At 43.0% G+C, this 24345-nt stretch carries 26 protein-coding genes and 1 tRNA gene; 21 read left to right on the forward strand and 6 right to left on the reverse strand.

Annotation, left to right across the window (positions count from 1 at the left end; all coding sequences use genetic code 11):
* Window positions 1-4: 4 nt before the first annotated feature.
* The 3 genes from rimI to ACAX20_RS03130 form a co-directional block, all read right to left on the reverse strand.
* On the reverse strand, window positions 5-457 hold the full coding sequence (rimI, locus tag ACAX20_RS03120; protein WP_371188523.1) for a ribosomal protein S18-alanine N-acetyltransferase: 453 nt from the start codon (window positions 455-457) through the stop codon (window positions 5-7).
* A 45-nt stretch (window positions 458-502) separates the two neighbouring features.
* Window positions 503-1018: a DNA polymerase III subunit psi gene (locus tag ACAX20_RS03125; protein ID WP_371188525.1), complete on the reverse strand. Its 516-nt coding sequence runs from the start codon at window positions 1016-1018 to the stop codon at window positions 503-505.
* Window positions 1019-1272: 254 nt separating this feature from the next.
* Window positions 1273-1349 (reverse strand) — tRNA-Trp (locus ACAX20_RS03130).
* Between the two features lie 375 nt (window positions 1350-1724).
* Here ACAX20_RS03130 and ACAX20_RS03135 point away from each other — a divergent pair.
* The 6 genes from ACAX20_RS03135 to secF all read left to right on the forward strand — a co-directional run bounded on the left by ACAX20_RS03135 (window position 1725) and on the right by secF (window position 7857).
* Entirely contained in the window at window positions 1725-1898 is a 174-nt protein-coding gene (locus ACAX20_RS03135) for a hypothetical protein (RefSeq protein WP_371188527.1), read from the forward strand.
* 428 nt (window positions 1899-2326) lie between these two features.
* Entirely contained in the window at window positions 2327-3382 is a 1056-nt protein-coding gene (queA, locus tag ACAX20_RS03140) for a tRNA preQ1(34) S-adenosylmethionine ribosyltransferase-isomerase QueA (protein WP_371188529.1), read from the forward strand.
* A gap of 124 nt (window positions 3383-3506) precedes the next feature.
* The gene (tgt, locus tag ACAX20_RS03145) at window positions 3507-4634 is read left to right on the forward strand and encodes a tRNA guanosine(34) transglycosylase Tgt (RefSeq protein WP_371188531.1); all 1128 of its coding nucleotides are present in this window, start codon (window positions 3507-3509) and stop codon (window positions 4632-4634) included.
* A gap of 59 nt (window positions 4635-4693) precedes the next feature.
* Window positions 4694-5026: a preprotein translocase subunit YajC gene (gene yajC, locus ACAX20_RS03150; protein ID WP_371188533.1), complete on the forward strand. Its 333-nt coding sequence runs from the start codon at window positions 4694-4696 to the stop codon at window positions 5024-5026.
* 9 nt (window positions 5027-5035) lie between these two features.
* On the forward strand, window positions 5036-6883 hold the full coding sequence (gene secD / locus ACAX20_RS03155; protein ID WP_371188534.1) for a protein translocase subunit SecD: 1848 nt from the start codon (window positions 5036-5038) through the stop codon (window positions 6881-6883).
* A gap of 62 nt (window positions 6884-6945) precedes the next feature.
* Complete coding sequence (secF, locus tag ACAX20_RS03160) at window positions 6946-7857, forward strand: protein translocase subunit SecF (RefSeq protein WP_371189564.1); 912 nt, start codon at window positions 6946-6948, stop codon at window positions 7855-7857.
* Between the two features lie 80 nt (window positions 7858-7937).
* On the opposite strand, the gene cobA is transcribed toward secF, so the two are convergent.
* Window positions 7938-8792: a uroporphyrinogen-III C-methyltransferase gene (gene cobA, locus ACAX20_RS03165; RefSeq protein WP_371188536.1), complete on the reverse strand. Its 855-nt coding sequence runs from the start codon at window positions 8790-8792 to the stop codon at window positions 7938-7940.
* A 321-nt stretch (window positions 8793-9113) separates the two neighbouring features.
* On the opposite strand from cobA, the gene ACAX20_RS03170 reads away from it, so the two are divergent.
* Complete coding sequence (locus ACAX20_RS03170; protein ID WP_371188538.1) at window positions 9114-10064, forward strand: sulfotransferase; 951 nt, start codon at window positions 9114-9116, stop codon at window positions 10062-10064.
* A gap of 85 nt (window positions 10065-10149) precedes the next feature.
* Here the strand turns inward: ACAX20_RS03170 and suhB are convergent, their stop codons facing one another.
* Window positions 10150-10956, reverse strand: coding sequence for an inositol-1-monophosphatase (gene suhB, locus ACAX20_RS03175; protein WP_371188540.1), 807 nt, complete (start codon window positions 10954-10956; stop codon window positions 10150-10152).
* A 356-nt stretch (window positions 10957-11312) separates the two neighbouring features.
* On the opposite strand from suhB, the gene trmJ reads away from it, so the two are divergent.
* The 14 genes from trmJ to ribBA all read left to right on the forward strand — a co-directional run bounded on the left by trmJ (window position 11313) and on the right by ribBA (window position 23567).
* Entirely contained in the window at window positions 11313-12053 is a 741-nt protein-coding gene (gene trmJ / locus ACAX20_RS03180; protein WP_371188542.1) for a tRNA (cytosine(32)/uridine(32)-2'-O)-methyltransferase TrmJ, read from the forward strand.
* A 66-nt stretch (window positions 12054-12119) separates the two neighbouring features.
* Window positions 12120-12926, forward strand: a complete 807-nt coding sequence (gene cysE / locus ACAX20_RS03185) for a serine O-acetyltransferase (protein ID WP_371188544.1) — start codon at window positions 12120-12122, stop codon at window positions 12924-12926.
* Between the two features lie 222 nt (window positions 12927-13148).
* The gene (gene iscR / locus ACAX20_RS03190; protein WP_371188545.1) at window positions 13149-13664 is read left to right on the forward strand and encodes a Fe-S cluster assembly transcriptional regulator IscR; all 516 of its coding nucleotides are present in this window, start codon (window positions 13149-13151) and stop codon (window positions 13662-13664) included.
* A 33-nt stretch (window positions 13665-13697) separates the two neighbouring features.
* On the forward strand, window positions 13698-14912 hold the full coding sequence (locus tag ACAX20_RS03195) for an IscS subfamily cysteine desulfurase (protein ID WP_371188547.1): 1215 nt from the start codon (window positions 13698-13700) through the stop codon (window positions 14910-14912).
* Window positions 14913-14956: 44 nt separating this feature from the next.
* Window positions 14957-15340 (forward strand): Fe-S cluster assembly scaffold IscU, encoded by a 384-nt coding sequence (iscU, locus tag ACAX20_RS03200; RefSeq protein ID WP_371188549.1) that lies wholly within the window; start codon window positions 14957-14959, stop codon window positions 15338-15340.
* Window positions 15341-15343: 3 nt separating this feature from the next.
* On the forward strand, window positions 15344-15667 hold the full coding sequence (gene iscA / locus ACAX20_RS03205) for an iron-sulfur cluster assembly protein IscA (RefSeq protein WP_371188550.1): 324 nt from the start codon (window positions 15344-15346) through the stop codon (window positions 15665-15667).
* 19 nt (window positions 15668-15686) lie between these two features.
* Window positions 15687-16211 carry a co-chaperone HscB gene (gene hscB, locus ACAX20_RS03210; protein ID WP_371188552.1) on the forward strand — a complete coding sequence of 175 codons (525 nt, stop codon included), beginning with the start codon at window positions 15687-15689 and terminating at the stop codon, window positions 16209-16211.
* Between the two features lie 23 nt (window positions 16212-16234).
* A complete protein-coding gene (hscA, locus tag ACAX20_RS03215) occupies window positions 16235-18100 on the forward strand; it encodes a Fe-S protein assembly chaperone HscA (RefSeq protein ID WP_371188554.1) in 1866 nt (621 codons plus the stop codon).
* Window positions 18101-18102: 2 nt separating this feature from the next.
* Entirely contained in the window at window positions 18103-18441 is a 339-nt protein-coding gene (gene fdx, locus ACAX20_RS03220) for an ISC system 2Fe-2S type ferredoxin (RefSeq protein ID WP_371188556.1), read from the forward strand.
* 201 nt (window positions 18442-18642) lie between these two features.
* Window positions 18643-19899, forward strand: coding sequence for a serine hydroxymethyltransferase (gene glyA / locus ACAX20_RS03225; protein WP_371188557.1), 1257 nt, complete (start codon window positions 18643-18645; stop codon window positions 19897-19899).
* A gap of 175 nt (window positions 19900-20074) precedes the next feature.
* A complete protein-coding gene (nrdR, locus tag ACAX20_RS03230) occupies window positions 20075-20527 on the forward strand; it encodes a transcriptional regulator NrdR (RefSeq protein ID WP_371188559.1) in 453 nt (150 codons plus the stop codon).
* Window positions 20528-20601: 74 nt separating this feature from the next.
* Window positions 20602-21744, forward strand: a complete 1143-nt coding sequence (gene ribD / locus ACAX20_RS03235) for a bifunctional diaminohydroxyphosphoribosylaminopyrimidine deaminase/5-amino-6-(5-phosphoribosylamino)uracil reductase RibD (RefSeq protein WP_371188561.1) — start codon at window positions 20602-20604, stop codon at window positions 21742-21744.
* A gap of 46 nt (window positions 21745-21790) precedes the next feature.
* Window positions 21791-22453, forward strand: coding sequence for a riboflavin synthase (locus ACAX20_RS03240; RefSeq protein ID WP_371188563.1), 663 nt, complete (start codon window positions 21791-21793; stop codon window positions 22451-22453).
* Window positions 22454-22457: 4 nt separating this feature from the next.
* Window positions 22458-23567 (forward strand): bifunctional 3,4-dihydroxy-2-butanone-4-phosphate synthase/GTP cyclohydrolase II, encoded by a 1110-nt coding sequence (ribBA, locus tag ACAX20_RS03245; RefSeq protein ID WP_371188565.1) that lies wholly within the window; start codon window positions 22458-22460, stop codon window positions 23565-23567.
* Window positions 23568-23723: 156 nt separating this feature from the next.
* Here ribBA and ACAX20_RS03250 read toward each other — a convergent pair whose 3' ends face one another.
* Window positions 23724-24122, reverse strand: coding sequence for a hypothetical protein (locus tag ACAX20_RS03250; RefSeq protein WP_371188567.1), 399 nt, complete (start codon window positions 24120-24122; stop codon window positions 23724-23726).
* Window positions 24123-24345 lie beyond the last annotated feature (223 nt).

Raw genomic sequence — 24345 nt, forward strand, 5'->3', positions numbered from 1 at the left:
CTTGTTAGCCTAGCGATTTTTTCATCACAATGGCATCCTCTTTACCGCTAATATGAGTGGCACTCGGGTAATAGTCTTTACGTCGATAGGTTTCGACAAAACCATTTTTTTGGTATAGGTGTAGGGCGCTTTGATTGCTCGCTCTAACTTCTAAATGAATATCGATAACATCGTTTTGCCTGGCTTGTTTGAATAAATCATCGAGTAAGTGCTGACCTAAACCAAGACCTTGATGGGCTGGGTGCACACAGATTTCCATTAAGGTCATTTCGTCAATAACCCAATCTGCAATGTAAAAACCAACAATTTTGCCATGCTCGCTTTGTAATTGTCGCGTGATGTAGCGGCCGCCAATACAGCTTGCCAGTAATTTTTCACTCCATGGGTGGCTGTTACAAGCAACTTCAATGTCATAAATGGCTGTTAATGATGTTTCGTCAAAACGGGTAATATTCATTATGTTACTGCTGTGATCACTAAGATTTGCCATCAAGCGGTCTTATTACGATTGTTGATGTTGACACAAAGCTTGCCACAATTGGCGTTTTAGGTGCCATTGTTGACAGAGTATTGGCAATAATGGCGTTGTTAATATGCCATCGCGATAATCGACACTGTCATTATCATTCAGTTGCCATACGAGGCTACCCATCTTTAATTTAGGGTGCAAAGCATGTAAATCGGTGATTTCCACCTCTGTCGCTTTGATGCCTATCGATAATAATACATCGCGGATAAAACCGTCATTAAGCAACTGCTCTGCTGAGTCTTTTTGAGGTGATTTGTTCGTATCTTGTTGCGTTTGCGAACTTGGCGATGATGCTTGTGTGTTTGCTTTAGCAGTTTTATCTGCATCAAGCGTTTGAGGTTTAGCTTCGTTTACAGCCTTAAGAGGCGCTTCAGAGTTACTCAGTGACACTGTTTCGTCTGCCTTGAGATCGTCAAAAAAGCCATCCCGACGTTGCCAGACATCTATGCCCATATGCTGTAAATGAGAAAGCTGTTTTGTAGTGATCATGGTAAACAAAGTAGCGAGAAAATAACGTTAGCTCAGGTGGATAATAATGACATGCCTAGCGGTTTGACTCAATGACTATTAGCTATTTAGCGATAACTGAAATCTAAGCCTGTGAGTATTCGATATAAACATTATGACTATCTACGGGTAGCGCAAAATATGATGCTAGAAAGAATGTTTTTCTTGGCTTTAAAAGAAGTTTATCGGATTGATTAGGATATTAAATGTAGCGAGTACGCTTAGCAGAAAAGAGATGGCAGGGGTGGAGAGACTCGAACTCCCAACCGTCGGTTTTGGAGACCGCCGTTCTACCAATTGGAACTACACCCCTGCAATGGCTGTGCATTATACATATGGGTTTTTCGCTGTAAAGAGAAAATTTGCAATTTTTTTCTAAGTGGTTAAATAGTGAACCGAAAGGTGTTGTGATATATGGCTGTATGCATATATGTAGAGCGTGATAAGTCTTATGTTATCTTTGTTAAGCCCTTGCTAGGTAATGTTTTATTGGTTGTTTTGGCGGTTTTTTTCATCGTTTTCGACTTTGCACAAAATAAAACTATGCGTTTGGCGTTTTTTAGTTTGATCTCGTTGCTATTTAGGTTGAATTTTGAACGCTGGCTATTTATGATGAATTTTCGCACTAGGATCAGAGCGTATGTTTTTGCCTGAAAGTGTTAGTTGTCGCTTAAAAAGGAGTTTAACAATGAAAATTTTGCAAAAAGTGAGTCGCTGGTTTGTTAAAAGTAACCACCAGTGTGCTCAAAAAGTGGAAGTTGATCTTAATTGCGTTGATACCACTGTTGAGCAAGATAGTATATTTGGCGAATTAGAGCGCGATAAGTCGCCCTCCAGACGAACGCCTAATCAGATATCGTAAGTAAATGCCTGTGAATAGTATTTTTATCTTTAATCGCAATATTTATAGGTAATATAATTTGTCGGGCTTACTCGCCATGGTGACCTTGCCACATTGACAGGCGATTAGCGATCTTCTTATCTGCACGTGCCCAATCCTAGTCCAGTATAGAGCGACTGTATTAAGGTCGTTTTTATTGTTTACGGCTTCGTTTGTTGTCTTTCATGATTATGCGCTTTGCTAGCCGTGTGAATCCTTCACATGATCTGTTGGCTGAGGCTGTAACTTGATAAACAGACGATTCTCGGTCGATTTACCGTGAATTCGCTTGCCTTAACACCCTGCCAGTTTTAAAATTAGCCGATTTTCAACATGGTTAACGGTTATCAATAACATGACTGTTCGTAACTATGTCGCCGTTTTCCTACTATTTTTGATTGAAGGCCACTATGCGTGTTTCTGATTTTTCTTTTGAACTTCCTGATGAACTCATCGCTCGTTATCCACAAAAAGAACGTTCTGCGAGCCGTTTAATGACCGTTGATGGTAATACAGGCGAACTACAGCATCTTACTTTTAATCAAGTTATCGACCAGATTAACCCTGGTGACTTGTTGGTATTTAACAATACTCGAGTTATCCCAGCTCGTGTTTACGGCACTAAAGCGACCGGTGGTAAAATTGAAGTGTTAGTCGAGCGCATCCTTGATGATAAGCGTGCGTTAGCACACGTTCGTGCATCTAAATCACCGAAACCTGGTACGGAATTACTCTTAGAAGGCAAGGTGCCGGCAACGATGCTGGCTCGCCATGATGCGCTGTTTGAAATTGAAGTGCATTCAGACAATAGCTTTTTAGAGGTACTAGAAGATATTGGCCATATGCCTTTGCCACCCTATATTGACCGCCCTGATGAAGACTCAGATAAAGAGCGCTATCAAACGGTATACAATGAAAAACCGGGTGCAGTTGCCGCACCTACCGCTGGGTTGCACTTTGAAACTCAGTTACTCGATAAGTTAAAAGACAAAGGTGTTAACCTTGCTTTCGTTACCTTGCATGTCGGTGCAGGTACATTCCAACCGGTGCGTGTCGACGACATTAAAGATCACGTGATGCATTCAGAGTATGCGGAAGTAAGCCAAGAGGTTATTGAGCAAATAACAGCGACAAAAGCTGCCGGCAACCGTGTTATTGCCGTTGGCACCACATCGGTTCGCAGCCTTGAAAGTGCAGCTAAGCATGCGAAACAGCAAGGCAAAGAGCTATCAGAGTTTGCCGGCGATACCGATATCTTTATCACCCCTGGTTATGAATTTGAATTAATCGATGCCTTGGTAACTAACTTCCATTTATCGGAATCAACATTATTGATGTTGGTAAGCGCGTTCGCTGGTTACGACCATATGATGAACGCATATAAAGTCGCTGTTGAGGAAAAGTATCGCTTTTTCTCATACGGCGATGCGATGTTCTTAACGCGTAAAACCGACTCGCACAACTAGATGATAAATCAATAGATGGGCAACGCCACAGCGTTTCCAGCGACTTTAGTTAATACTTAGACCAATTCTAGGTAGTAACGTTAAACAATCACCGTGGCCTGTTTCGCTGCGGTAAGGATAGATAATGAAATACGAATTAATTAATAAAGACGGCAAAGCGCGCCGTGGCCGTTTGATTTTTGACCGAGGTGTGGTAGAAACGCCAGCGTTTATGCCAGTTGGTACCTATGGTACGGTAAAGGGCATGACCACCGATGAGGTTGAGCAAACCGGTGCACACATTCTTCTAGGGAACACTTTCCACTTAATGTTACGCCCAGGCACTGAAATTATCGAACAGCACGGCGACTTGCATGATTTCATGAACTGGCATAAGCCAATTTTAACCGACTCCGGTGGATTCCAAGTATTCAGTTTAGGTGAAATGCGTAAGATCACGGAAAAAGGTGTCGAGTTTCGCTCGCCTGTAAACGGTGAGAAAATCATGCTAACCCCTGAGCGCTCTATGGAAGTACAACGCAGCTTAGGTTCAGATATCGTCATGATCTTTGATGAATGTACGCCATATCCAGCAACTCACCAAGAAGCGAAAGACTCGATGGAGCTATCGCTACGCTGGGCAAAGCGTTCTAAAAAAGCTCATGAAGGTAACCCGAATGCGTTATTTGGTATTGTCCAAGGTGGTATGTACGAAGACCTTCGTGAAGTATCCGCTGCGGGTCTGCAAGAAATTGATTTTGATGGTTACGCGATTGGTGGTTTATCGGTAGGTGAGCCTAAAGAAGATATGATCCGCATTCTTGATCACACCCCTGACTTGATTCCTGAGAATAAGCCCCGATATCTAATGGGAGTAGGTAAACCAGAGGACCTTGTCGAAGGTGTGCGTCGTGGTATCGACATGTTTGACTGTGTAATGCCAACCCGTAATGCCCGCAACGGTCACTTATTTGTTACTGATGGTGTGGTGAAAATTCGCAATGCCAAAAACAAAACCGATACCGGCCCATTGGATCCAGAGTGTGATTGTTACACATGTAAAAATTACTCAAAAGCGTACTTACATCATTTAGATAAGTGTAATGAAATTCTGGGGTCGCAATTAAATACTATGCATAACTTACGTTTTTACCAGCGTGTGATGCAGGGATTGCGAGATGCGATTGAGCAAGGTAAATTAGACGAATTTGTGGCAGACTTCTACGCCCGTCGCGGTATGGAAGTGCCACCTTTAAAAGCAAAAGAAGAATAACGAGCTTTTACTGGCCTGTTTTTTTCAAATATTAAATTTAATTAAGTTAAGAGGAATTTATGGACTTTTTTATTAGTAAAGCACACGCAGCTGCGCAACCACAATCTGGTGGCGGTTTTGAAATGCTTATTATGTTACTGATTTTCGGTGTGGTGTTCTATTTCATGATTTACCGTCCACAAGCTAAGCGTGTAAAGGAGCATAAAAGCCTAATGGAATCATTATCAAAAGGTGATGAAGTACTTACACAAGGTGGTGTTGTCGGTAAAATCGTTAAAGTATCGACTGAAAAAGACTTCATCGTAGTTAGCGTCGCCGAAGGTACTGAGTTAACAGTGCAAAAAGCAGCTGTATCAGCGGTACTACCAAAAGGGACAATGAAGTCACTCTAAGGATAGGTTGTGTTAAACAAATACCCATTATGGAAAAATTTGATGGTGGTGCTTATCATCGCCATCGCCGCCTTGTACGCGTTGCCAAACTATTATGGTGAGGACCCTGCAGTACAAATTAGCGGCACCAAAGGCGTTGAGGCTAATGCCGCTACGCTGGATACCGTTGTTGAACATTTAAAAGCACAAGGTATTGGCTACTCTGCAGCTGAATTAAAAAATGGCCAAGTTTTGGTGCGCTTTGTGGATTACAACAATCAACAACAAGCAAACGAGGCTTTAGCTGAACATTTAGGTAATGAATACTCGGTAGCGTTGAACTTAACGCCTGCAACACCTGATTGGTTAGCAAACCTTGGCGGTGTGCCAATGAAACTTGGTCTTGACTTGTCTGGTGGTGTGCACTTTCTGATGGAAGTGGATATGGCTACGGCCATGAGCCGAGCTCAAGAGAACATGGTTGGTGATTTTCGTACTCAGTTGCGCAATGAAAAAATTCGCTATCGTAGTGTTAATGAGTCTGGTGACGGCGTAGAGATTATTTTCCGCAACGTTGAAGACATTGCTGCCGCTGAAGATGTTTTAAAGCGTACATACGGTGATTATGTATTCGTTGAAAATGACGATCGCATGTCGCTTAAAGTGACCATGAGCGATGCGAAAATCAAAGAAACTCGCGAGTATGCTCTACAGCAAAACATCACCATTATTCGTAACCGTGTTAACGAACTAGGTGTTGCCGAGCCCCTTGTACAGCGTCAAGGTGCAAAACACATTGTGGTTGAGCTACCGGGTATCCAAGATACTGCGCGTGCCAAGGAAATCTTAGGTGCCACAGCGACATTGCAATTTCATATGGTTGATCAAGACCACGACGTAGTCGATGCAATTAATGGTCGTGTACCGCCAGGTTCGTTTGTTGTAAATGATCAAGACGGTCGCCCGCAGTTGCTGAAAAAGCGCATTATGTTGCGCGGAGAGCACATTGTTAACGCTAAGTCTTCATTAGATCCTGAAACTAGCCGTCCACAAGTTAATATCGACTTAGATAGCAAAGGTGGTAGCCTGTTTTCAAACGCCACTAAAGACAACATTGGTAAGCCAATGGCAACGGTGTTCATTGAAAGCAAAGCCGTGGGTAAAAACCCTGACGGTAGCTTAAAATTTGAAAAAGAAATGGAAGTGATCAGCGTTGCAACCATTCAAGCTCGCCTAGGTAAAAGCTTCCGCATCACCGGCCAAGACTCACCAGCTGCTGCACATAACCTTGCTTTATTATTACGTGCCGGAGCTTTGATTGCACCTATCGCTATTGTTGAAGAGCGTACAGTTGGTCCATCACTTGGTGCTGAAAACGTTGAGCTAGGTATGCAGGCCATAACTTGGGGCTTCTTAGCCGTTCTGCTGTTTATGGTGATGTACTACAAGAAGTTTGGCTTGGTGGCAAATCTTGCTCTAGCAGCGAACTTAGTGCTTATCGTTGGTGTGATGTCGTTGATTCCAGGGGCAACATTAACCTTACCGGGTATGGCGGGTATTGTATTAACCGTTGGTATGGCGGTCGATGCAAATGTGCTGATATTTGAGCGTATTCGTGAAGAGTTACGCGACGGGCAATCGGTACAGCAATCGATTAATCGCGGTTACGACTCGGCATTCTCAACCATTTTCGATGCCAACATTACCACCTTAATCGCTGCATTGATCTTGTTTGCCGTTGGTACAGGCCCAATTAAAGGCTTCGCTGTTACCTTATCAATCGGTATCATTACGTCTATGTTTACCTCGATTGTTGGTACCCGTGCGGTGGTTAATGCCATCTGGGGCGGTAAACGCATCAATAAGCTATCTATTTAGGCAGGGGTCATATAATGGAATTTATAAAGAAGTTTTTTAAATTTGATGACGTCATTGCCTTTATGTCAATTCGTAAGGCGACGTCTATTATCAGTATCGTGCTGGTGATTGCGTCATTGGTGTCGTTATCTGTAAATAAGCTTAATTGGGGCCTTGATTTTACTGGTGGTACTTTGCTTGAAGTTGGCTTTGAACAGCCTGCTGATTTAAGCAAAATTCGTACTGTTATGGAAAACGGTGGTTACGATGATGCTGTCGTACAACTTTTTGGTAGTACTAATGACGTACTGATCCGCTTAGGTCAACGTGACAACGTTAAAGCTGAGATGTTAGGCAATGAAATCCTAACCATGCTTAAACAAGGTACCGAGCAAGAGGTTGTTATGCGACGTATCGAGTTTGTTGGTGCTAATGTCGGTGAAGAGTTAACAGAGCAGGGTGGTTTAGCTATGCTAACTGCATTGATCTGTATCTTGATTTACGTGGCATTTCGTTTTGAATGGCGATTCGCGTTGGGCTCTGTTACCGCACTTGCCCACGATGTTATCTTAACGTTAGGTTTGTTTTCGGTATTAGGTCTTGAGTTTGACTTAACGGTACTTGCAGCGGTATTAGCGGTAATTGGTTACTCGCTTAATGATACCATTGTAGTATCAGACCGTATTCGCGAGAATTTCCGTAAGCTACGCAAAGGTACGCCAGAAGAGATCATCAATATCTCATTAACGCAAACCTTATCACGTACCATGATCACCTCATTTACCACTTTCTTGGTATTATTAGCCTTGTTCTTTAAAGGCGGGGCATTGATCCATGGCTTTGCAACAGCATTGTTATTCGGTATTGTTATCGGTACTTACTCATCAATTTATGTTGCATCAACGGTTGCTTTAGGGTTAGGTATTTCAAAAGAAGATCTTATGCCGGAAGTGATTGAAAAAGAAGGCGCAGATCAAGAAGGTTTTCCCTTATAGAACACATGCGCTAACCAGCGACTTACAGTATGCAAAAAACCAGCGTTAACGCTGGTTTTTTTATGTCTGTTATAAAGCTTTTACTGAGTTACCGCTAAATCTTCATAAACCTGCTTATCAGCTGTCAGGTAAGCACCGTGCGCACTATTAACGTGATAGTCAGCTAACACATTGACGACATCGCCAACCACAATCAAGCTTGGTGAACGGATGTTATGATGAGCAATCGTGCTTGCCAATGAACACAGCTCGGTACGCCAAACTTGCTGCCCCGGCTGGGTTCCACGATGAATAATGGCGACGGGGGTTTTGCTGGGTTTACCATGAGCTCGTAGTTGCTGTTGTATCAATAACGCATTGCTGAGCCCCATGTAAAAGACTAAAGTCTGCTTACTAGCGGCGTATTCATGCCAAGGTAAGCACAGTTCATTACCATGTTTTAAGTGTCCAGTAATAAAGCTACAACTGTGGGCAACGTCGCGATGGGTTAACGGAATACCTGCATAGGTTGTTGCCCCCGAGGCTGCAGTAATGCCAGGGATAACATGGCAATTAATACCATTTGTTAATAAATATTCGACCTCTTCACTACCTCGACCAAAGATAAAACTGTCCCCACCTTTAAGGCGAACCACTTTTTCGCCTTTGCGTGCATGTTGCAATAAGGTTTCATTGATTTGTGACTGCGACACACACTGCTTGTGAAGCTCTTTGCCAACGTACAGGCGCCGACAATTGACGGGCGTTAAGTGAACAATCTCTCGACTTACTAAGCGGTCGTAAATCACAACATTAGCTTGCTGTAAAAAGCGCACTGCTTTGATGGTAAGAAGTTCAGCATCACCGGGACCCGCGCCGATCAAGGCAACTTCGCCACGGATGAATTTTGATTTTATTGGGATTGATGATGTTGCACTGTAATTCATTATCGACATGCCGTTTACTGAATGATGTGATAATAAATACTACGCGCAAATACATAACTATAAACTATTTAAATTCGATTGCATATAACTTTTGGTTATTTAAGTTTGAGAGAATTAATCAAACAACAATAATATTTCTCGACTATGCTTATTTTATTGTTGTAAAAACATGCGCTTATACAACGGGTAGAAAAATTTTTATAAGAATATATCTACAGCGATGATTTTTATTTTTTGTCACGTGGATGTTTGTAAAGCTATTTGATACTTATAATTGAGCGAACAGTAAAGCCCAGTAGTTGAACTAAATAACAAAAAAAGAGGGGAAGCATGGTTGATAATAAATTGGTATTGCTATTCGGTATGCCACGCTCAGGTACAACTTGGATTGGCAAGCTTTTGGATAGCAGCCAACATACGTACTACTTACATGAACCAGACTCTGCCCAGCCGAAAAATAATATTCCTTTGATCGCGAAAAATCATGATGCACCTTTGCTTGAGCAATCTGTTCGCGAGTGGCTAGCATCTAAAGATGAAAAAGTGATTGCATCAAGACCTTTTTTTCGTAAGTCCTATATGTCATTTCTCGACCATCAAATTTTTCTAACTTCTTCCTACCTAACAAAGTTGTCATTAAAAGTAGGGTTTCCAGGTTTATCTCCGATACGTCACCAGCAACAACCACAATTAACTGTTTGGAAAAGTATTGAGTCCCTTGGTCGTATGCCACTAATACAAAAACTGACTAACGCTGACAGTATTCATTTGTTGAGACACCCATGTGGTCATATTGCCTCAACGTTACGCGGAGAGAGTAGTAAAAAATTTTCAGGGACAATTCCGATTTATGATGACTTACCTTTATTCGAGCTTTTATTAAAGCAAGGCGATTGTGATTTATTTGATATAAATGATATCAAGAATATGTCCGATATTGAGCGTCTCGCCGTCCGTTGGGGAATTGTCAATGATTCAGCCTTACAAGCTGATTATGGTGATGGTGTAGCTATTACTCTAAAGTATGAAGATGTTTGTGGGGCGCCATTGAAAAAAATTCAAGGGGTTTATGAAAAGCTTGCTATTCCATTTGAACAACAAACCCAAAATTTTATTGAATACTCCACATCCAAAAATAGCGACTCTTATTACGATACTCAAAAGGACCCGATGATCTCTGCTAATAAATGGCAAACCCAGTTAACGGAGTCACAGCAACAATCCATTAAGAATGTTGTGAGTCAGTTTGATGTAGCTAAATATTATGCTGACGATTTTTAACGACGGAAATATAAGTTACTATGCGCAGTTTACAGGTTATAAAAAAGGCTGCAAATGCAGCCATTTAAAATACACTCACTCAGAATTATAAGTGCTTCATTGCCGGTGTTAAGTGTGGGCGAATAGTTGTTAAAATTTGCTTTAACAAACGCGCATTGGCAGCAACAGTATTGCCACTCTTCGCATGATTTGGACCACCATTAAAGTCAGTCACCATGCCACCTGCTTCAATGATCATAAGCTCACCTGCGGCTGTATCCCAAGGCTTTAATCCTAGTTCGAAGAAACCATCTACACGACCAGCAGCAACGTAAGCTAAGTCAAGCGCTGCAGAGCCAGCACGACGCATGTCAGCTGTTTTTACAAACAGTTCTTGGAACATATTTAAGTATGCTTCAGTACTTGCTTTGTTTTTAAAAGGGAAGCCGGTAGCTAATACAGTACCATTGATATCTTTCATGCTGTTAACACGGATACGCGCATTGTTTAGTTGCGCACCTTTACCGCGGCTAGCAGTAAATAGTTCACCACGAATTGGATCGTAAATAACCGCTTGGTCTAGTTTGCCTTTAACTTTTAGGGCAATAGATACGGCAAAATGAGGAATCCCTTTTACAAAGTTGGTGGTACCATCAAGCGGGTCGATGATCCACTGGTAGTCTGCATTTTCACCGTGAATAACGCCTCGCTCTTCAGAAACGATCGAGTGATCTGGATACGACTTTAAAATGGTGTCGATGATGATTTGCTCGGCTTGTCTGTCAACATTGGTGACAAAATCATTGGTGCCTTTCGCTTCAACTTCTAGTTTGTCTGTTTGCTCGAACGCGCGAGCGATAACATTACCGGCACTGCGCGCAGCGCGCACGGCGATATTAAGCATTGGATGCATTGCAACTACCCTATTTGTAGAAAGAACAATTTTGGTCGATCGCATTCGCCGACCAGGTCAAAAACGGTGGCAAATTATAGCAAACACCTAAGCAAAAAGCGATAGCAACTTAAAATTGTTAAACTGGTTATTATGTATAGTTGAGTCTGGTTAATTTGCAACTGTGAAAACCTTGTTAAATCACGGCGTTGGCGCTTACCATCAACTTATGCATTAATGCCACAAGACATAAAATATCGACCTAACGGACGCTGTTTTTTTGTTCTTTTTTGTTACCGAAGTATGCTAATTTTAACGACATAATGGCAAATCCTGTGATAAAATTCGGGCAATTTTTCTTTGTATGTATAAATAGTATGTTAGATAACGTTCGTATTGTATTAGTGAATACCTCTGATTGTCGCAATATTGGTAGTGCTGCACGCGCCATGAAAACCATGGGCTTAAAAAATTTAGTTTTAGTCGACCCTATTGAGATGCCTAACGGCCAAGCGCAAGCCTTAGCTGCAGGCGCAACGGATGTACTTGCTAACGCGAAAGTTGTATCAACCATGAAAGAAGCTATTGAAGACTGTGGTCTTGTGGTTGGTACTAGTGCTCGTTCTCGTACACTGCCTTGGCCTATGTTAGAGCCACGTGAGTGCGGTGCTAAATTTGTTGAAGAAGGTAGCAAATACCCTGTGGCATTGGTGTTTGGTCGTGAAAGTAGCGGCTTAACGAACGATGAACTGCAACTGTGCCATTATCATGTTTGTATTCCTGCTAACCCTGAATACAGCTCACTAAATTTAGCTATGGCGGTACAAACGCTTAGCTATGAAGTGCGCATGAACTTTCTTGAAGCGCAACAAGCAGGCTTTGATAAAAAAGATGTTATTGATGAAGAAGAGCAGTATCCATTAGTTGAAGAGACTGAGCGCTTTTACGATCACTTTGAATCAGCAATGCAAAAAACCGGTTTTATTCAGCCTAAACACCCAGGCATGATCATGACCAAAGTGCGTCGCTTATTTAACCGTGCACGCCCAGATGGCAAAGAGCTGAAGATGCTACGGGGTATTCTTGCATCAATTGATAAGGTTGCTGACAAAGACTAACAGTCAACAGTGATAGGGTTGTTGATAATAACACTCAATTAACAGTCTTATTATTTAAGGATTTATATGTTTGCCAGAATTAAAGAAGATATAAGCAGTGTATTTGATCGCGACCCTGCAGCGCGCAATACCTTTGAGGTGCTCACCAATTATCCGGGTTTGCATGCGATTTGGGGACACTGTATATCGCATTGGTTATGGCAAAAAAATTTAAAATGGTTGGCGCGTACGGTATCGACTATTTTACGTTGGCTTACCGGGGTTGAAATTCATCCTGGGGCGACAATTGGACGACGTTTTTTTATCGACCATGGCATGGGTATAGTGATTGGTGAAACCGCCGAAATCGGTGATGACTGTACCGTTTATCACGGTGTTACGTTAGGTGGTACCAGTTGGAACGCCGGTAAACGTCATCCAACACTAGGTAACAACGTTGTTATTGGTGCCGGTGCCAAAGTGCTTGGCCCACTAAACGTTGGCAACAACGCCAGAATTGGTTCTAACGCTGTGGTTGTTAAAGATGTGCCTGAGAGCGCCACCGTGGTTGGTATTCCCGGACGCGTCGTTAGCAATAGTAACGATCCCGAATTACAAAAGCGTAATGAACTGGCCAGTAAATATGGTTTTGATGCATACGCCGTATCAACAGATAATCCCGATCCTGTTGCCAAAGCCATCGGTCGAGTGCTCGATCACGTCCATTTAATGGATGCCAAACTTAAAGAAATGAGCTGTGAGCTCAATAAACTCGGTGGTAACGTCTGTGAAGAAGAGTTACCCGAACTTCACGTTAGCGAATTTGCTGAAGCCGAACAAGATGCTGCTAAGCGTCGGCAGTTAGAGCGAGAAAAATTCGATCCTAAAATTTAAACTTGCCGTATGGATAAAACCTGAGTAAAATAGTCGGGTATTTAATTGATTGTTTTACTCGGGTATTTAGTTGACTATTTTATGCGGATAAGTAAAATGCGCTGTGTTTTATTCAACCAGGCGATATTTTGCCACATAATTTGCGCTAAACACCCCTTAGCTTTGTAAGAAACTGTAAACGCTTGGCGTTTTGTTTAGGGGTTTTAACTTCAGGGTGAACTAATGAAATTGACTTCAAAAGGTCGTTACGCAGTAACTGCGATGCTGGATGTTGCTATCCACGCGGAAAGTGGTCCTGTGCCCCTGGCTGATATTTCCGAGCGTCAAGGCATATCCTTGTCGTACTTAGAACAGCTGTTCTCAAAATTGCGCAAACATGGATTGGTTAGCAGCGTCAGAGGACCTGGTGGTGGCTATCGTTTAGGTCGTTGCTCAGCACAGATTGCTGTTGCTGATGTCATTAATGCAGTTGATGAAAGCGTTGATGCGACCCGTTGTCAGGGACAAGGTAATTGTCAAGGCGGCCATAAATGCCTTACCCACAATTTGTGGAACGATTTAAGTGAGCGTATCGCTGATTTTTTAAGTGGTATCAGTTTAAGTGAACTGGTTAAACAAGGCGATGTGCAACAGGTATCAGAGCGCCAAGATGCGCAGTACATGAGCAACCATCAAGGGGCTCAACAAAAGACTATTGGTACCGTTATTTCAACGAAAAGTATTATGAACGATTGGTAAATTTACCAATCGGTGAATTAGAGAGAATTATTGATGAAGCTACCTATTTATCTTGACTACTCAGCAACAACACCTGTTGATAAACGTGTTGCTGAAAAGATGATGCAATACATGACCAATGACGGCTTTTTTGGTAACCCAGCATCGCGCTCGCACAAATTTGGTTGGCAAGCAGAAGAAGCGGTAGATATCGCTCGTAATGATATTGCTGACTTAATCAATGCGGATCCTCGTGAGATTGTTTTTACATCGGGTGCGACCGAATCAAACAACTTAGCGATTAAAGGTGCAGCACATTTTTACCATAAAAAAGGTAAGCATATCATCACGTCTAAAACTGAACACAAAGCCGTTTTAGATACTTGTCGCGAACTTGAACGTCAAGGTTATGAGGTTACTTACCTAGACCCTGAAGCAAACGGCTTAATTGATTTAGCTAAGTTAGAAGCGGCGATGCGCGACGATACTGTTTTGGTATCTATCATGCACGTAAACAATGAAATTGGCGTGATCCAAGACATCGAGAAAATCGGTGAATTATGTCGCTCTCGTAAAATCATTTTCCACGTTGATGCAGCGCAATCAGCAGGTAAAATCCCTGTCGACATGCAAGCGTTAAAAGTAGATTTGTTATCTATTTCTGCACACAAAATGTACGGCCCTAAAGGTATTGGTGCTCTTTATGTGCGCCGTAAGCCACGTATTCGCTTAGAAGCACAAATGCACGGTGGTGGTCACGAGCGTGGTATGCGCAGTGGTACCTTAGCTACTCACCAAATCGTTGGTTTTGGTGAAGCATGTCGTATTGCGAAAGAAGAGATGCAACAAGATCTTGAGCACGTTATCGCCATGCGTGACCGTTTATGGAACGGCATCAAAGATATGGAGCAGGTATTTGTAAACGGTGATTTTGATCAGCGTTACCCTGGTAACCTAAATGTAAGTTTCAACTTTGTTGAAGGTGAGTCGTTAATTATGTCACTGAAAGACTTAGCAGTGTCATCAGGTTCGGCATGTACTTCAGCAAGTTTAGAGCCATCATACGTACTTCGAGCATTAGGCTTGAATGATGAATTGGCACACAGCTCAATCCGCTTTAGTTTTGGTCGTTTCACCAAAGAAGAAGAAGTGGACTACGCAATTGAGTTAATCCAAAAAGCAATTAATCACTTACGTGAAATGTCGCCACTTTGGGAAATGTTCCAAGACGGCGTTGATTTAGAGAAAGTAGAGTGGGTTGCACACTAAGTCTGGCAACGGCAAGACATTAGTTAACAAGTTTGAGGTAAATTATGGCTTATAGTGAAAAAGTAATCGATCATTACGAAAACCCGCGCAACGTAGGTTCATTTGATAAAAACGACCCTTCAGTAGCAACGGGTATGGTTGGCGCACCAGCATGTGGTGATGTAATGAAACTACAATTAAAAATCGACGAGCAAGGCATTATCGAAGACGCTAAGTTCAAAACATACGGTTGTGGTAGTGCAATTGCATCAAGCTCGCTAGTAACTGAGTGGGTTAAAGGTAAGTCGATTGAAGAAGCTGCGGAAATCAAAAACACCGCCATCGCTGAAGAATTAGCATTACCGCCAGTAAAAATTCACTGTTCAATCCTAGCGGAAGATGCAATTAAAGCTGCGATTGACGACTACAAAGCAAAACAAGAAGCTTAAGCTATGGCGATTACGATGACCCCAGCGGCGTCAGAGCGCGTAAAAACGTTTTTGCTTAACCGAGGTTCAGGCGTTGGCCTGCGCCTTGGTGTAAAAACCACTGGTTGCTCTGGTTTGGCGTACGTTCTTGAGTTTGTCGATGAGCTTAATGCCGACGATGCCGTGTTCAATGTTGACGGAGTACAGATCATCGTTGATGGCAAATCACTTGTTCACCTTGATGGTACTGAGCTTGATTTCGTCAAAGAAGGTCTTAATGAAGGCTTTAAGTTTACCAACCCTAACGCCAAAGGCGAATGTGGGTGTGGTGAAAGCTTCAGTGTGTAATGGCTTCGGGACTTGACCTTTGAATTATTTTCAACTGTTTGGTTTAAAAGCCGAATTTGATATTGATAGTGCCGAGTTATCTGCCACTTATCAAGCGTTACAAAAAACGGTCCACCCGGACCGTTTTGCGCATTCTTCTGCTAAAGAGCAAATGCTAGCAGTGCAAAAATCTGCTGAAATTAATGACGCGTTTCAAACACTTAAAAATCCAATATCACGTGGCGAATATCTGTTGACCTTGCGTGGCACTGAGTTGCCTTCAGAGCAACAAAGCTTTGCTGATGTCGAATTTTTAATGCAGCAAATGGAACTGCGTGAGATGTTAGCGGACATTGAACATGCTAACGATGTTGATGCCGCATTATTTGCAGCACAAGAGTGTTTAGATGTGCAATCTCAGCATTTATGGCAACAGTTAAAAGCGCAGATAAGCAAAGATACAGAACAAGATAATACACAGGCTGCAGAAACGTTACGTAAGTTTAAGTTTTATTATAAATTGAATGTAGAACTTGAACGCATTGAAGATAACCTGTTCGATTAATAACGAGTTAAATAGACAATATTATGGCATTACTACAGATTGCTGAGCCGGGGCAAAGCAGCGTACCGCATCAGCATAAATTAGCCGCGGGTATTGACCTTGGCACCACCAATTCGTTGGTGGCAACGGTGATGAGCGGTCTTCCTAAAACCTTGGTTGACGCAAGTGGCCAAGACATTCTTCCTTCGATTGTAAGCTATCAAGCAGAGCAAACGCTTGTCGGTCTTGCTGCTAAACAGCACGCAATCAGCGATCCAGAAAACACCATAGTATCGGCCAAGCGCTTAATTGGTCGTTCATTGAGTGATATTCAAAGCAAATACCCTTCGTTGCCATATGAATTTTGTGGTGAGCCATCGCACCCATCAATTAACACCCGGGTTGGCGCGAAAAATCCAGTACAAGTATCTGCGGAAATCCTCAAGGCATTAAGCCAGCGTGCACAAATGTCATTAGGTGGTGAGTTGCAAGGTGTGGTTATTACCGTGCCTGCTTACTTTGACGATGCACAGCGTCAAAGTACCAAAGATGCGGCAACCTTAGCGGGTGTTAATGTACTGCGCTTACTAAACGAGCCAACCGCAGCTGCCGTAGCTTACGGTTTAGATAGCGGTCAAGAAGGTGTTATCGCCGTATATGACTTAGGTGGTGGTACCTTTGATATCTCTATTCTACGCCTAAATAAAGGCGTGTTTGAGGTGATGGCAACTGGCGGAGATTCTGCTCTAGGTGGTGATGATTTTGACCATGCCTTAGCGGACCATATTATTGCTCAAGCAGGGTTAACACGCCCATTGTCTAACTCGTTAGAGCGTCAAGTTCTAATGCAAGCAACAGCGGTTAAAGAAGCACTATCTGCAAGCGAAAGTACAGATTGCCAGCTAACTCTAGAGTCGGGTGATAAACTAAACTTTGCGGTTACTCGCGATACCTTTAACACGTTAATCAAGCCATTAGTGAGCCAAACTCTGCGCGCTTGCCGTCGCTCATTAAAAGACGCAGGCGTGACTGCCGATGAAGTGATTGAAGTTGTTATGGTTGGTGGTTCAACGCGCGTACCTTTAGTTCGTGAAGAGGTTGCTAACTTTTTCAAAAAGCAGCCATTAACATCAATCGACCCTGATAAAGTCGTTGCTATTGGTGCCGCCATTCAAGCCGATGTTTTAGTTGGCAACAAGCCTGACAGTGAAATGCTACTGCTTGACGTAACACCTCTGTCACTAGGCTTAGAAACCATGGGCGGTCTTGTTGAGAAGGTTATTCCGCGTAACACGACTATTCCTGTTGCTCGCGCACAAGAGTTTACTACCTTTAAAGATGGTCAAACCGCTATGGCGATTCACGTACTGCAAGGTGAACGAGAATTGGTTGACGATTGTCGTTCATTAGCGCGTTTTGAATTGCGTGGCATTCCTGCAATGACTGCCGGTGCTGCCCATATTCGCGTCACGTTTAAAGTCGATGCCGATGGCCTTTTAAGCGTTAGCGCAATGGAAAAATCAACAGGCGTTGAAGCGTCAATCGAAGTTAAGCCGTCGTTTGGTCTTGAAGAAGACGATATCATCAATATGCTGAAAGAGTCGATGAGCAATGCCAAACAAGACATGGATGCACGCATGTTAAAAGAGCAGCAAGTTGAAGCGGCTCGCGTACATGAAAGCGTTAGCGCGGCACTTGCTGAAGATGGCGAACGCTTGTTATCAGAGCAAGAGCGTCAAGACATAGCCAGCGCACTTGCCCAATTATTAAAAATCAGTCAAGGTGACGATGTAGATGCAATTGAAGCTGCTATTGCCTCGGTTGATACGATTACAGCGACTTTTGCTGAGCGCCGTATGGATGCGTCAATCCGTACCGCTTTAGCGGGTCATTCGGTAGATGAGGTTTAATCATGCCACAAGTTATTTTTCTTCCAAACGATGAACTTTGCCCTGAAGGTTTAGCGGTAGAAGCTGAAACTGGCGAAACGCTATTAGATGTTGCGCTTCGCAATCAGATCCACGTTGAGCACGCTTGTGAAAAAGTATGTGCTTGTACCACATGCCACATGATTGTTCGCGAAGGCTTTGACTCACTTGAAGAAAGCGATGAATTAGAAGACGACATGCTAGATAAAGCATGGGGTCTAGAGCCCGAGTCGCGGTTAGGTTGTCAGGCGGTAATCGCTGACGAAGACTTAGTGGTAGAGATCCCTAAGTACACCGTTAATATGGTGTCTGAAAACCACTAATCACGCTCTTCTATACGCTCATTATGCAAAGGCCCGTTCGGGCCTTTGTTGTTTTTACCCTCTTGAATTGTAAATCCCTCGGAAGCCACAAAAATAAAGGCAATTTACCGTGTACAACGTCTGCCTGATCGGGCAAAATATGCAACTATAAATATGACTAATAATTACACATCTTCATTAGATTAATCAGAGGGAAAATCCATGCTAACTCGTGATATGAATATTGCTGACTTCGACCCAGAGTTGTACGACGCAATGACCAAAGAAGTAGAGCGTCAAGAGCATCATATCGAACTTATCGCGTCAGAAAACTACACAAGTCCACGCGTATTAGAAGCTCAAGGCTCACAATTAACTAACAAATACGCTGAAGGTTACCCTGGTAAGCGTTACTACGGCGGTTGTGAGTTCGTTGACATCGCTGAAGAGTTAGCTATCAAACGTGCTTGTGAGCTATTCGGCGCAGATTACGCTAACGTACAGCCGCACGCAGGTTCACAAGCAAACTCTGCGGTATTTATGGCGCTTTGTACGCCAGGCGCTAAAGTTTTAGGTATGAGCCTAGCACACGGTGGTCACTTAACTCACGGTAGTGGCGTTAACTTCTCTGGTAAAATGTACGAGCCAATTCAGTACGGTCTACACCCAGAAACTGGCGATATCGACTACGAAGAAGTTGAGCGTTTAGCACTAGAGCACAAGCCTGAGATGATCGTTGCTGGTTTCTCTGCATTCTCTGGTATCGTTGATTGGGCGCGTTTCCGTGAAATCGCTGACAAAGTGGGCGCTTACCTTATGGTTGATATGGCCCACGTTGCAGGCCTTATCGCAGCGGGTTTATACCCGAACCCACTACCACATGCGCACGTTGTGACTACGACTACTCATAAAACATTAGCGGGTCCTCGTGGCGGTCTTATCTTATCGGCATGTGGCGACGAAGCCATTTACAAAAAGCTTAACTCAGCGGTATTCCCTGGTGGCCAAGGTGGCCCATTAATGCACATCATCGCAGCGAAAGCGGTAGCATTTAAAGAAGCATTAGCGCCAGAGTTTAAAGAGTATCAACAAAACGTATTAAGCAACGCTAAGACCATGGTTCGCGTATTACAAGAGCGTGGCTATAAAGTTGTTTCAAATGGTACAGAAAACCACTTGTTACTTCTTGATCTAATCGATAAAGATATCACGGGTAAAGACGCTGATGCAGCGCTTGGCCGCGCGTTTATCACCGTAAACAAAAACTCGGTACCAAATGACCCTCGTTCACCGTTTGTTACCTCAGGTTTGCGTTTAGGTACTCCAGCAATTACTCGTCGTGGTTTTGGTGAAGCAGAAACGGCAGAGCTTACTGCTTGGATCTGTGATATCCTTGATGACATTAATAACGAAGCGACGATTGACGCGGTTCGTGAAAAAGTTATCGAGCTTTGTTCACGCTTCCCAGTTTATGCCTAATAGCAGATAACCTCATTATCGATAAAATGGCCGCTTCATGCGGCCATTTTTGTCTCTGACGTTAATATTTTTAATTTTTGTTTGTGCTACTGGTTTTCGCTGATTAATAAAAACATAGAGCTACGTTTTTTATTTTGCTAAAGTGACGCCAAGAAACTTTATGAGCTGAAATATCATGTATTGTCCGTTTTGTGCAGCAACTGAAACTAAGGTCATCGACTCTCGTTTAGTCAGTGACGGCCATCAAGTACGCCGTCGTCGCGAATGCCTTGAATGCAAAGAGCGCTTTACCACCTTTGAAGGTGCAGAACTGGTCATGCCACGTATTATTAAGCGCGATGGTTCCCGCGAACCGTTTAATGACGATAAATTGCGCAGTGGCTTGTTACGAGCTCTTGAAAAGCGCCCAGTAAGTATTGAAAGTATTGAGCGCTCAATTAACAACCTTAAATCGAAGTTGCGTGCTACTGGCGAGCGTGAGGTGCAAAGTGAATTACTTGGTAGTATTCTGATGGATGAGCTAAAAGGCTTAGATAAAGTCGCTTATGTGCGCTTTGCTTCGGTCTATCGCTCATTTGAAGATATTCGCGAATTTGGTGAAGAAATCGCACGTTTGGGTGATGATTAACGATTCAGTCAATATAAGCTCTCTTTCACGTTCGCGAAATCAGCGAGCAAAAGCCACACTGCAAAAAACATAGCATGGTTAATACACACGAACATTTTATGCAGCTAGCGGTTCAGCTAGCAAAACATGGTTTATACACAACATCACCTAATCCTCGTGTGGGTTGTGTTTTAGTAAAAGATGGCGGTATAGTCGGCCAAGGTTACCACCTGAAGGCTGGGAGTGGCCATGCAGAAGTGAATGCGATACGTGATGCAGGAGATGATGCTCGTGGTGCTACGGCATATGTCACTTTAGAGCCGTGTAGTCATTATGGTCGTACACCACCGTGTGCTAAAGGTTTGATTGATGCCGGCATCACCCGAGTGGTTTATGGCATGCAAGATCCTAATCCATTGGTGTCAGGACGTGGCATAGCTATGCTAAAAGAAGCGGGAATCGAGTGTGTAGGTCCGGTGCTTGAACAAGCATGCCGGGAGTTAAATCCTGGTTTTATTCAACGCATGGTAACAGGAAAACCATTAGTTCGCTGTAAATTGGCAGCAAGTCTTGATGGCAAAACGGCGATGGCTAGCGGAGAGAGTAAGTGGATTACCGGCTCAGCTGCACGCGCCGATGTACAACATTATCGCGCTCGAAGCTGTGCGATTATTAGCGGCGCCGATACCGTACTTACCGATGATGCGAGATTAAACGTTAGAGCTGAACAGCTGTATTTGCATGGCGACAGTGATGCATTCAAGCTAGCTACTGAGCAAACAGTTCGTCAACCGGTTCGAGTTATTATTGATACCAAGCAACGTTTATCTCCTGATTTAGCGCTATTCTCTATAGAGTCGCCGATAATCTTGGTACGTATTGCTGGGCATAATCTTGAAAACTCAGTAGTTTGGCCTCATTTTGTAGAGCAGTTGCTGGTCAAGGAAAAAGATGGCCAAGCGGACCTTTGTGATTTAGTGAAGCAATTAGCAAAGCGTGGCTTTAATGAGCTTTGGCTAGAAAGCGGTCGAGTCCTTAGTGGGGCATTTTTTAAAGCTCAGTTAGTTGATGAGTTAGTGCTTTATCAAGCACCGAAATTAATGGCTGATGCTGCGCTTGGCTTAGTAGATATACCTGAACTCGACACACTAGCACAGGCTATTGCGTTAGAAATAAATGATATTCGCAAAATAGGCGACGATGTCCGTTTTATTTGTCATGTTAAAAATGATCAATAGCGACAAGTAACGGCATCAGATTAACGATAAGAATTTAGGAATTACTATGTTTACCGGAATTATTGAAGCGGTTGGTACGATTGGTGCTATCGATATCAATGCCTCGGGCGCACGCATTACGGTTAATGTTGGTAAACTTGACATGAGTGATGTTAAGTTAGGCGACTCGATTGCTACCAACGGTATATGTTTAACGGTAGTCGACTTCGATCAGCACAGCTATAGCGCTGATGTTTCTGTCGAGACATTAACGCGCACAGGTTTTGCCCATTACAAAGTCGGGCAAAAGGTTAACCTTGAAAAGGCCATGTTACCAACCACCCGTTTTGGTGGGCATATTGTTAGTGGCCATGTTGATGGTGTCGCACAAATTAAACAAATAAAACAGGTAGGCAATGCTGTTGAATACTGGCTAGAAATACCGAGTGAACTACGCCAGTATATTGCCGAAAAAGGTTCAGTGACGATTGATGGTACTTCGCTTACGGTGAATTCGTTGAGTGATGGTCAGTTCCGTTTAACGATAGTGCCACATACAACGCAAGAGACTATTATTAGTGGCTATCAAGTAGGCACTATGGTGAATCTTGAAGTAGATGTTATGGCGCGTTATTTAGAGCGTTTATTGTTGTGTCAAAATGAGCCAGTGCAAACAAGCTCTGGTGTTACAGAAGAGCTGCTAATGAAAAGCGGTTTTATGAAAGGTTAGGAATATGAAGTTAAATACCCCACAAGAGATCATTGAAGACATCAGACAAGGCAAAATGGTTATTTTGGTTGATGATGAAGATCGCGAGAATGAAGGTGACTTCATTATGGCCGCGGAAATGGTTACGCCAGAAGCCATCAACTTTATGGCGACACACGGTCGAGGCTTGATTTGCTTACCTATGTCACGTGAAAAGTGCGAAAAACTTAAATTACCATTAATGGTTGATAAAAATGATGCACAGTTCACCACCAACTTTACGGTTTCTATTGAAGCTGCGCGTGGTGTTACCACAGGTATTTCAGCAGCTGACCGTGCAACAACCATTTTGGCGGCCTGTGATGCGGATGCAGATCATCGCTCTATTGTGCAACCGGGTCATATATTCCCGCTTATTGCTAAAGATGGTGGTGTATTAAACCGTGCAGGTCATACCGAAGCCGGTGTTGATTTAGCCCGTTTGGCCGGTTTTGAACCTGCCGCTGTGATTGTTGAAATTCTTAACGAAGATGGCACTATGGCGCGCCGCCCTGATTTAGAAGTTATTGCCGAAAAGCATGGCGTGAAAATGGGCACGATTGCTGATTTAATTGAATATCGCAACGCAACCGAAACCACTATTAGCCGAGTAAGTGAATGTAAGTTGCCTACTCAATATGGTGAGTTTGACTTAGTCGCCTTTACCGATACGATTGATGGCATGACACACTTTGCCTTAACCAAAGGTGAAATCAAAGCGGATGAGCCTACATTGGTTCGTGTCCACTTAGAAAACACCTTCCGTGATTTACTATTTTCTACTCGAGATAGTAAAAATACTTGGCCAATTCACAACGCCTTAGAAAAAATCGGCAATGAAGGCGGGGTATTGGTGTTACTAGGTAAACACGAATCACCACAGCAGCTGCTTGAGCAAGTACGAAAATACGCCGCGCAGGATACTGGCGAAGAAATTAATGAAGTCGTTAAGCACGTTGGTTCTCGTAACGTTGGTGTCGGTTCGCAGATTTTAGCTAACTTAGGTGTGAGTAAAATGCGTTTGTTAACGTCACAGAGCAAGTACCATTCACTAGGTGGTTTTGGCTTAGAAATTGTTGAATACATTTCAGAGTAAGCTTTAGCGCTCTCAAAAAGAACTATATAAAGCCGAGTCGTTTTAGAGCGACTCGGCTTTTTCGTATATGTTATTGCTATTATGCGACTTAGTGTTACAGGACTTAGTGTTACGGTTTAGTATGTGAATGCACACAACGAAATTGTGTAGTAATACTTACCGCTGTCTGCTTGTCACGACTAGGGTTATAAGCTGTGTCGCATCATCCTGGTGTTTGGCTAGGTCGATCTTTTGCCGCACATCTTTGGGCAGCCTGTTTTTCCATGATGAAAATTTATTCAAATACTTGGCTGTGTCTGCCGCACCGTAATGGGCGGAGAAGTGAGAGATGAGCTGTCCATTGCAGTAAAGGGTGTTAACTGTATCTGATCTAGGATCGAAATCGTGATATAGCATTTTCTTTAAACCATCGAGATCATTATTACCAGCTTTGACACACATGTGTGTATAACGTGAGTCATCACCAGCAATAAAACGATATCCAACGTCATCTGCCAATACGTTAAAGCTTAAAAATAATGTGGTCACAGATACAAGAGTGCGTCGTACGTTCATAATAAATACCTCACAAAACGCGGTTCTTGATACCATCATCACCCCAAAGTTTAGTTGAAGTAAGGCCGTATAGAGCCGATAAATAGCACTAAAAAATTGATTAAAACGGCGCAATCATTGAGGGAAAAACGTTACTGTAGTGCGGCATGAGGCGATATGCTTAGCTAACTCTATGATAGGGAATGAATTTCAGATGATTAGCAAAAATCTGTAAAGTAAGATT

Source organism: Thalassotalea sp. Sam97, from assembly GCF_041379765.1.
In the GTDB taxonomy this organism is placed as follows: domain Bacteria; phylum Pseudomonadota; class Gammaproteobacteria; order Enterobacterales; family Alteromonadaceae; genus Thalassotalea_A; species Thalassotalea_A maritima.

Coding starts and splice junctions, on each gene's coding strand:
- glyA (WP_371188557.1), top strand. CDS start 18,643: ATGCTAACTCGTGATATGAATATTGCTGACTTCGACCCAGAGTTGTAC.
- ACAX20_RS03125 (WP_371188525.1), bottom strand. CDS start 1,018: ATGATCACTACAAAACAGCTTTCTCATTTACAGCATATGGGCATAGAT.
- ACAX20_RS03170 (WP_371188538.1), top strand. CDS start 9,114: ATGGTTGATAATAAATTGGTATTGCTATTCGGTATGCCACGCTCAGGT.
- fdx (WP_371188556.1), top strand. CDS start 18,103: ATGCCACAAGTTATTTTTCTTCCAAACGATGAACTTTGCCCTGAAGGT.
- trmJ (WP_371188542.1), top strand. CDS start 11,313: ATGTTAGATAACGTTCGTATTGTATTAGTGAATACCTCTGATTGTCGC.
- secF (WP_371189564.1), top strand. CDS start 6,946: ATGTCAATTCGTAAGGCGACGTCTATTATCAGTATCGTGCTGGTGATT.
- cobA (WP_371188536.1), bottom strand. CDS start 8,792: ATGTCGATAATGAATTACAGTGCAACATCATCAATCCCAATAAAATCA.
- yajC (WP_371188533.1), top strand. CDS start 4,694: ATGGACTTTTTTATTAGTAAAGCACACGCAGCTGCGCAACCACAATCT.
- cysE (WP_371188544.1), top strand. CDS start 12,120: ATGTTTGCCAGAATTAAAGAAGATATAAGCAGTGTATTTGATCGCGAC.
- ribBA (WP_371188565.1), top strand. CDS start 22,458: ATGAAGTTAAATACCCCACAAGAGATCATTGAAGACATCAGACAAGGC.
- ACAX20_RS03135 (WP_371188527.1), top strand. CDS start 1,725: ATGAAAATTTTGCAAAAAGTGAGTCGCTGGTTTGTTAAAAGTAACCAC.
- ACAX20_RS03240 (WP_371188563.1), top strand. CDS start 21,791: ATGTTTACCGGAATTATTGAAGCGGTTGGTACGATTGGTGCTATCGAT.
- suhB (WP_371188540.1), bottom strand. CDS start 10,956: ATGCATCCAATGCTTAATATCGCCGTGCGCGCTGCGCGCAGTGCCGGT.
- hscA (WP_371188554.1), top strand. CDS start 16,235: ATGGCATTACTACAGATTGCTGAGCCGGGGCAAAGCAGCGTACCGCAT.
- ribD (WP_371188561.1), top strand. CDS start 20,602: ATGGTTAATACACACGAACATTTTATGCAGCTAGCGGTTCAGCTAGCA.
- ACAX20_RS03250 (WP_371188567.1), bottom strand. CDS start 24,122: ATGAACGTACGACGCACTCTTGTATCTGTGACCACATTATTTTTAAGC.
- iscA (WP_371188550.1), top strand. CDS start 15,344: ATGGCGATTACGATGACCCCAGCGGCGTCAGAGCGCGTAAAAACGTTT.
- nrdR (WP_371188559.1), top strand. CDS start 20,075: ATGTATTGTCCGTTTTGTGCAGCAACTGAAACTAAGGTCATCGACTCT.
- queA (WP_371188529.1), top strand. CDS start 2,327: ATGCGTGTTTCTGATTTTTCTTTTGAACTTCCTGATGAACTCATCGCT.
- tgt (WP_371188531.1), top strand. CDS start 3,507: ATGAAATACGAATTAATTAATAAAGACGGCAAAGCGCGCCGTGGCCGT.
- rimI (WP_371188523.1), bottom strand. CDS start 457: ATGAATATTACCCGTTTTGACGAAACATCATTAACAGCCATTTATGAC.
- iscR (WP_371188545.1), top strand. CDS start 13,149: ATGAAATTGACTTCAAAAGGTCGTTACGCAGTAACTGCGATGCTGGAT.
- ACAX20_RS03195 (WP_371188547.1), top strand. CDS start 13,698: ATGAAGCTACCTATTTATCTTGACTACTCAGCAACAACACCTGTTGAT.
- iscU (WP_371188549.1), top strand. CDS start 14,957: ATGGCTTATAGTGAAAAAGTAATCGATCATTACGAAAACCCGCGCAAC.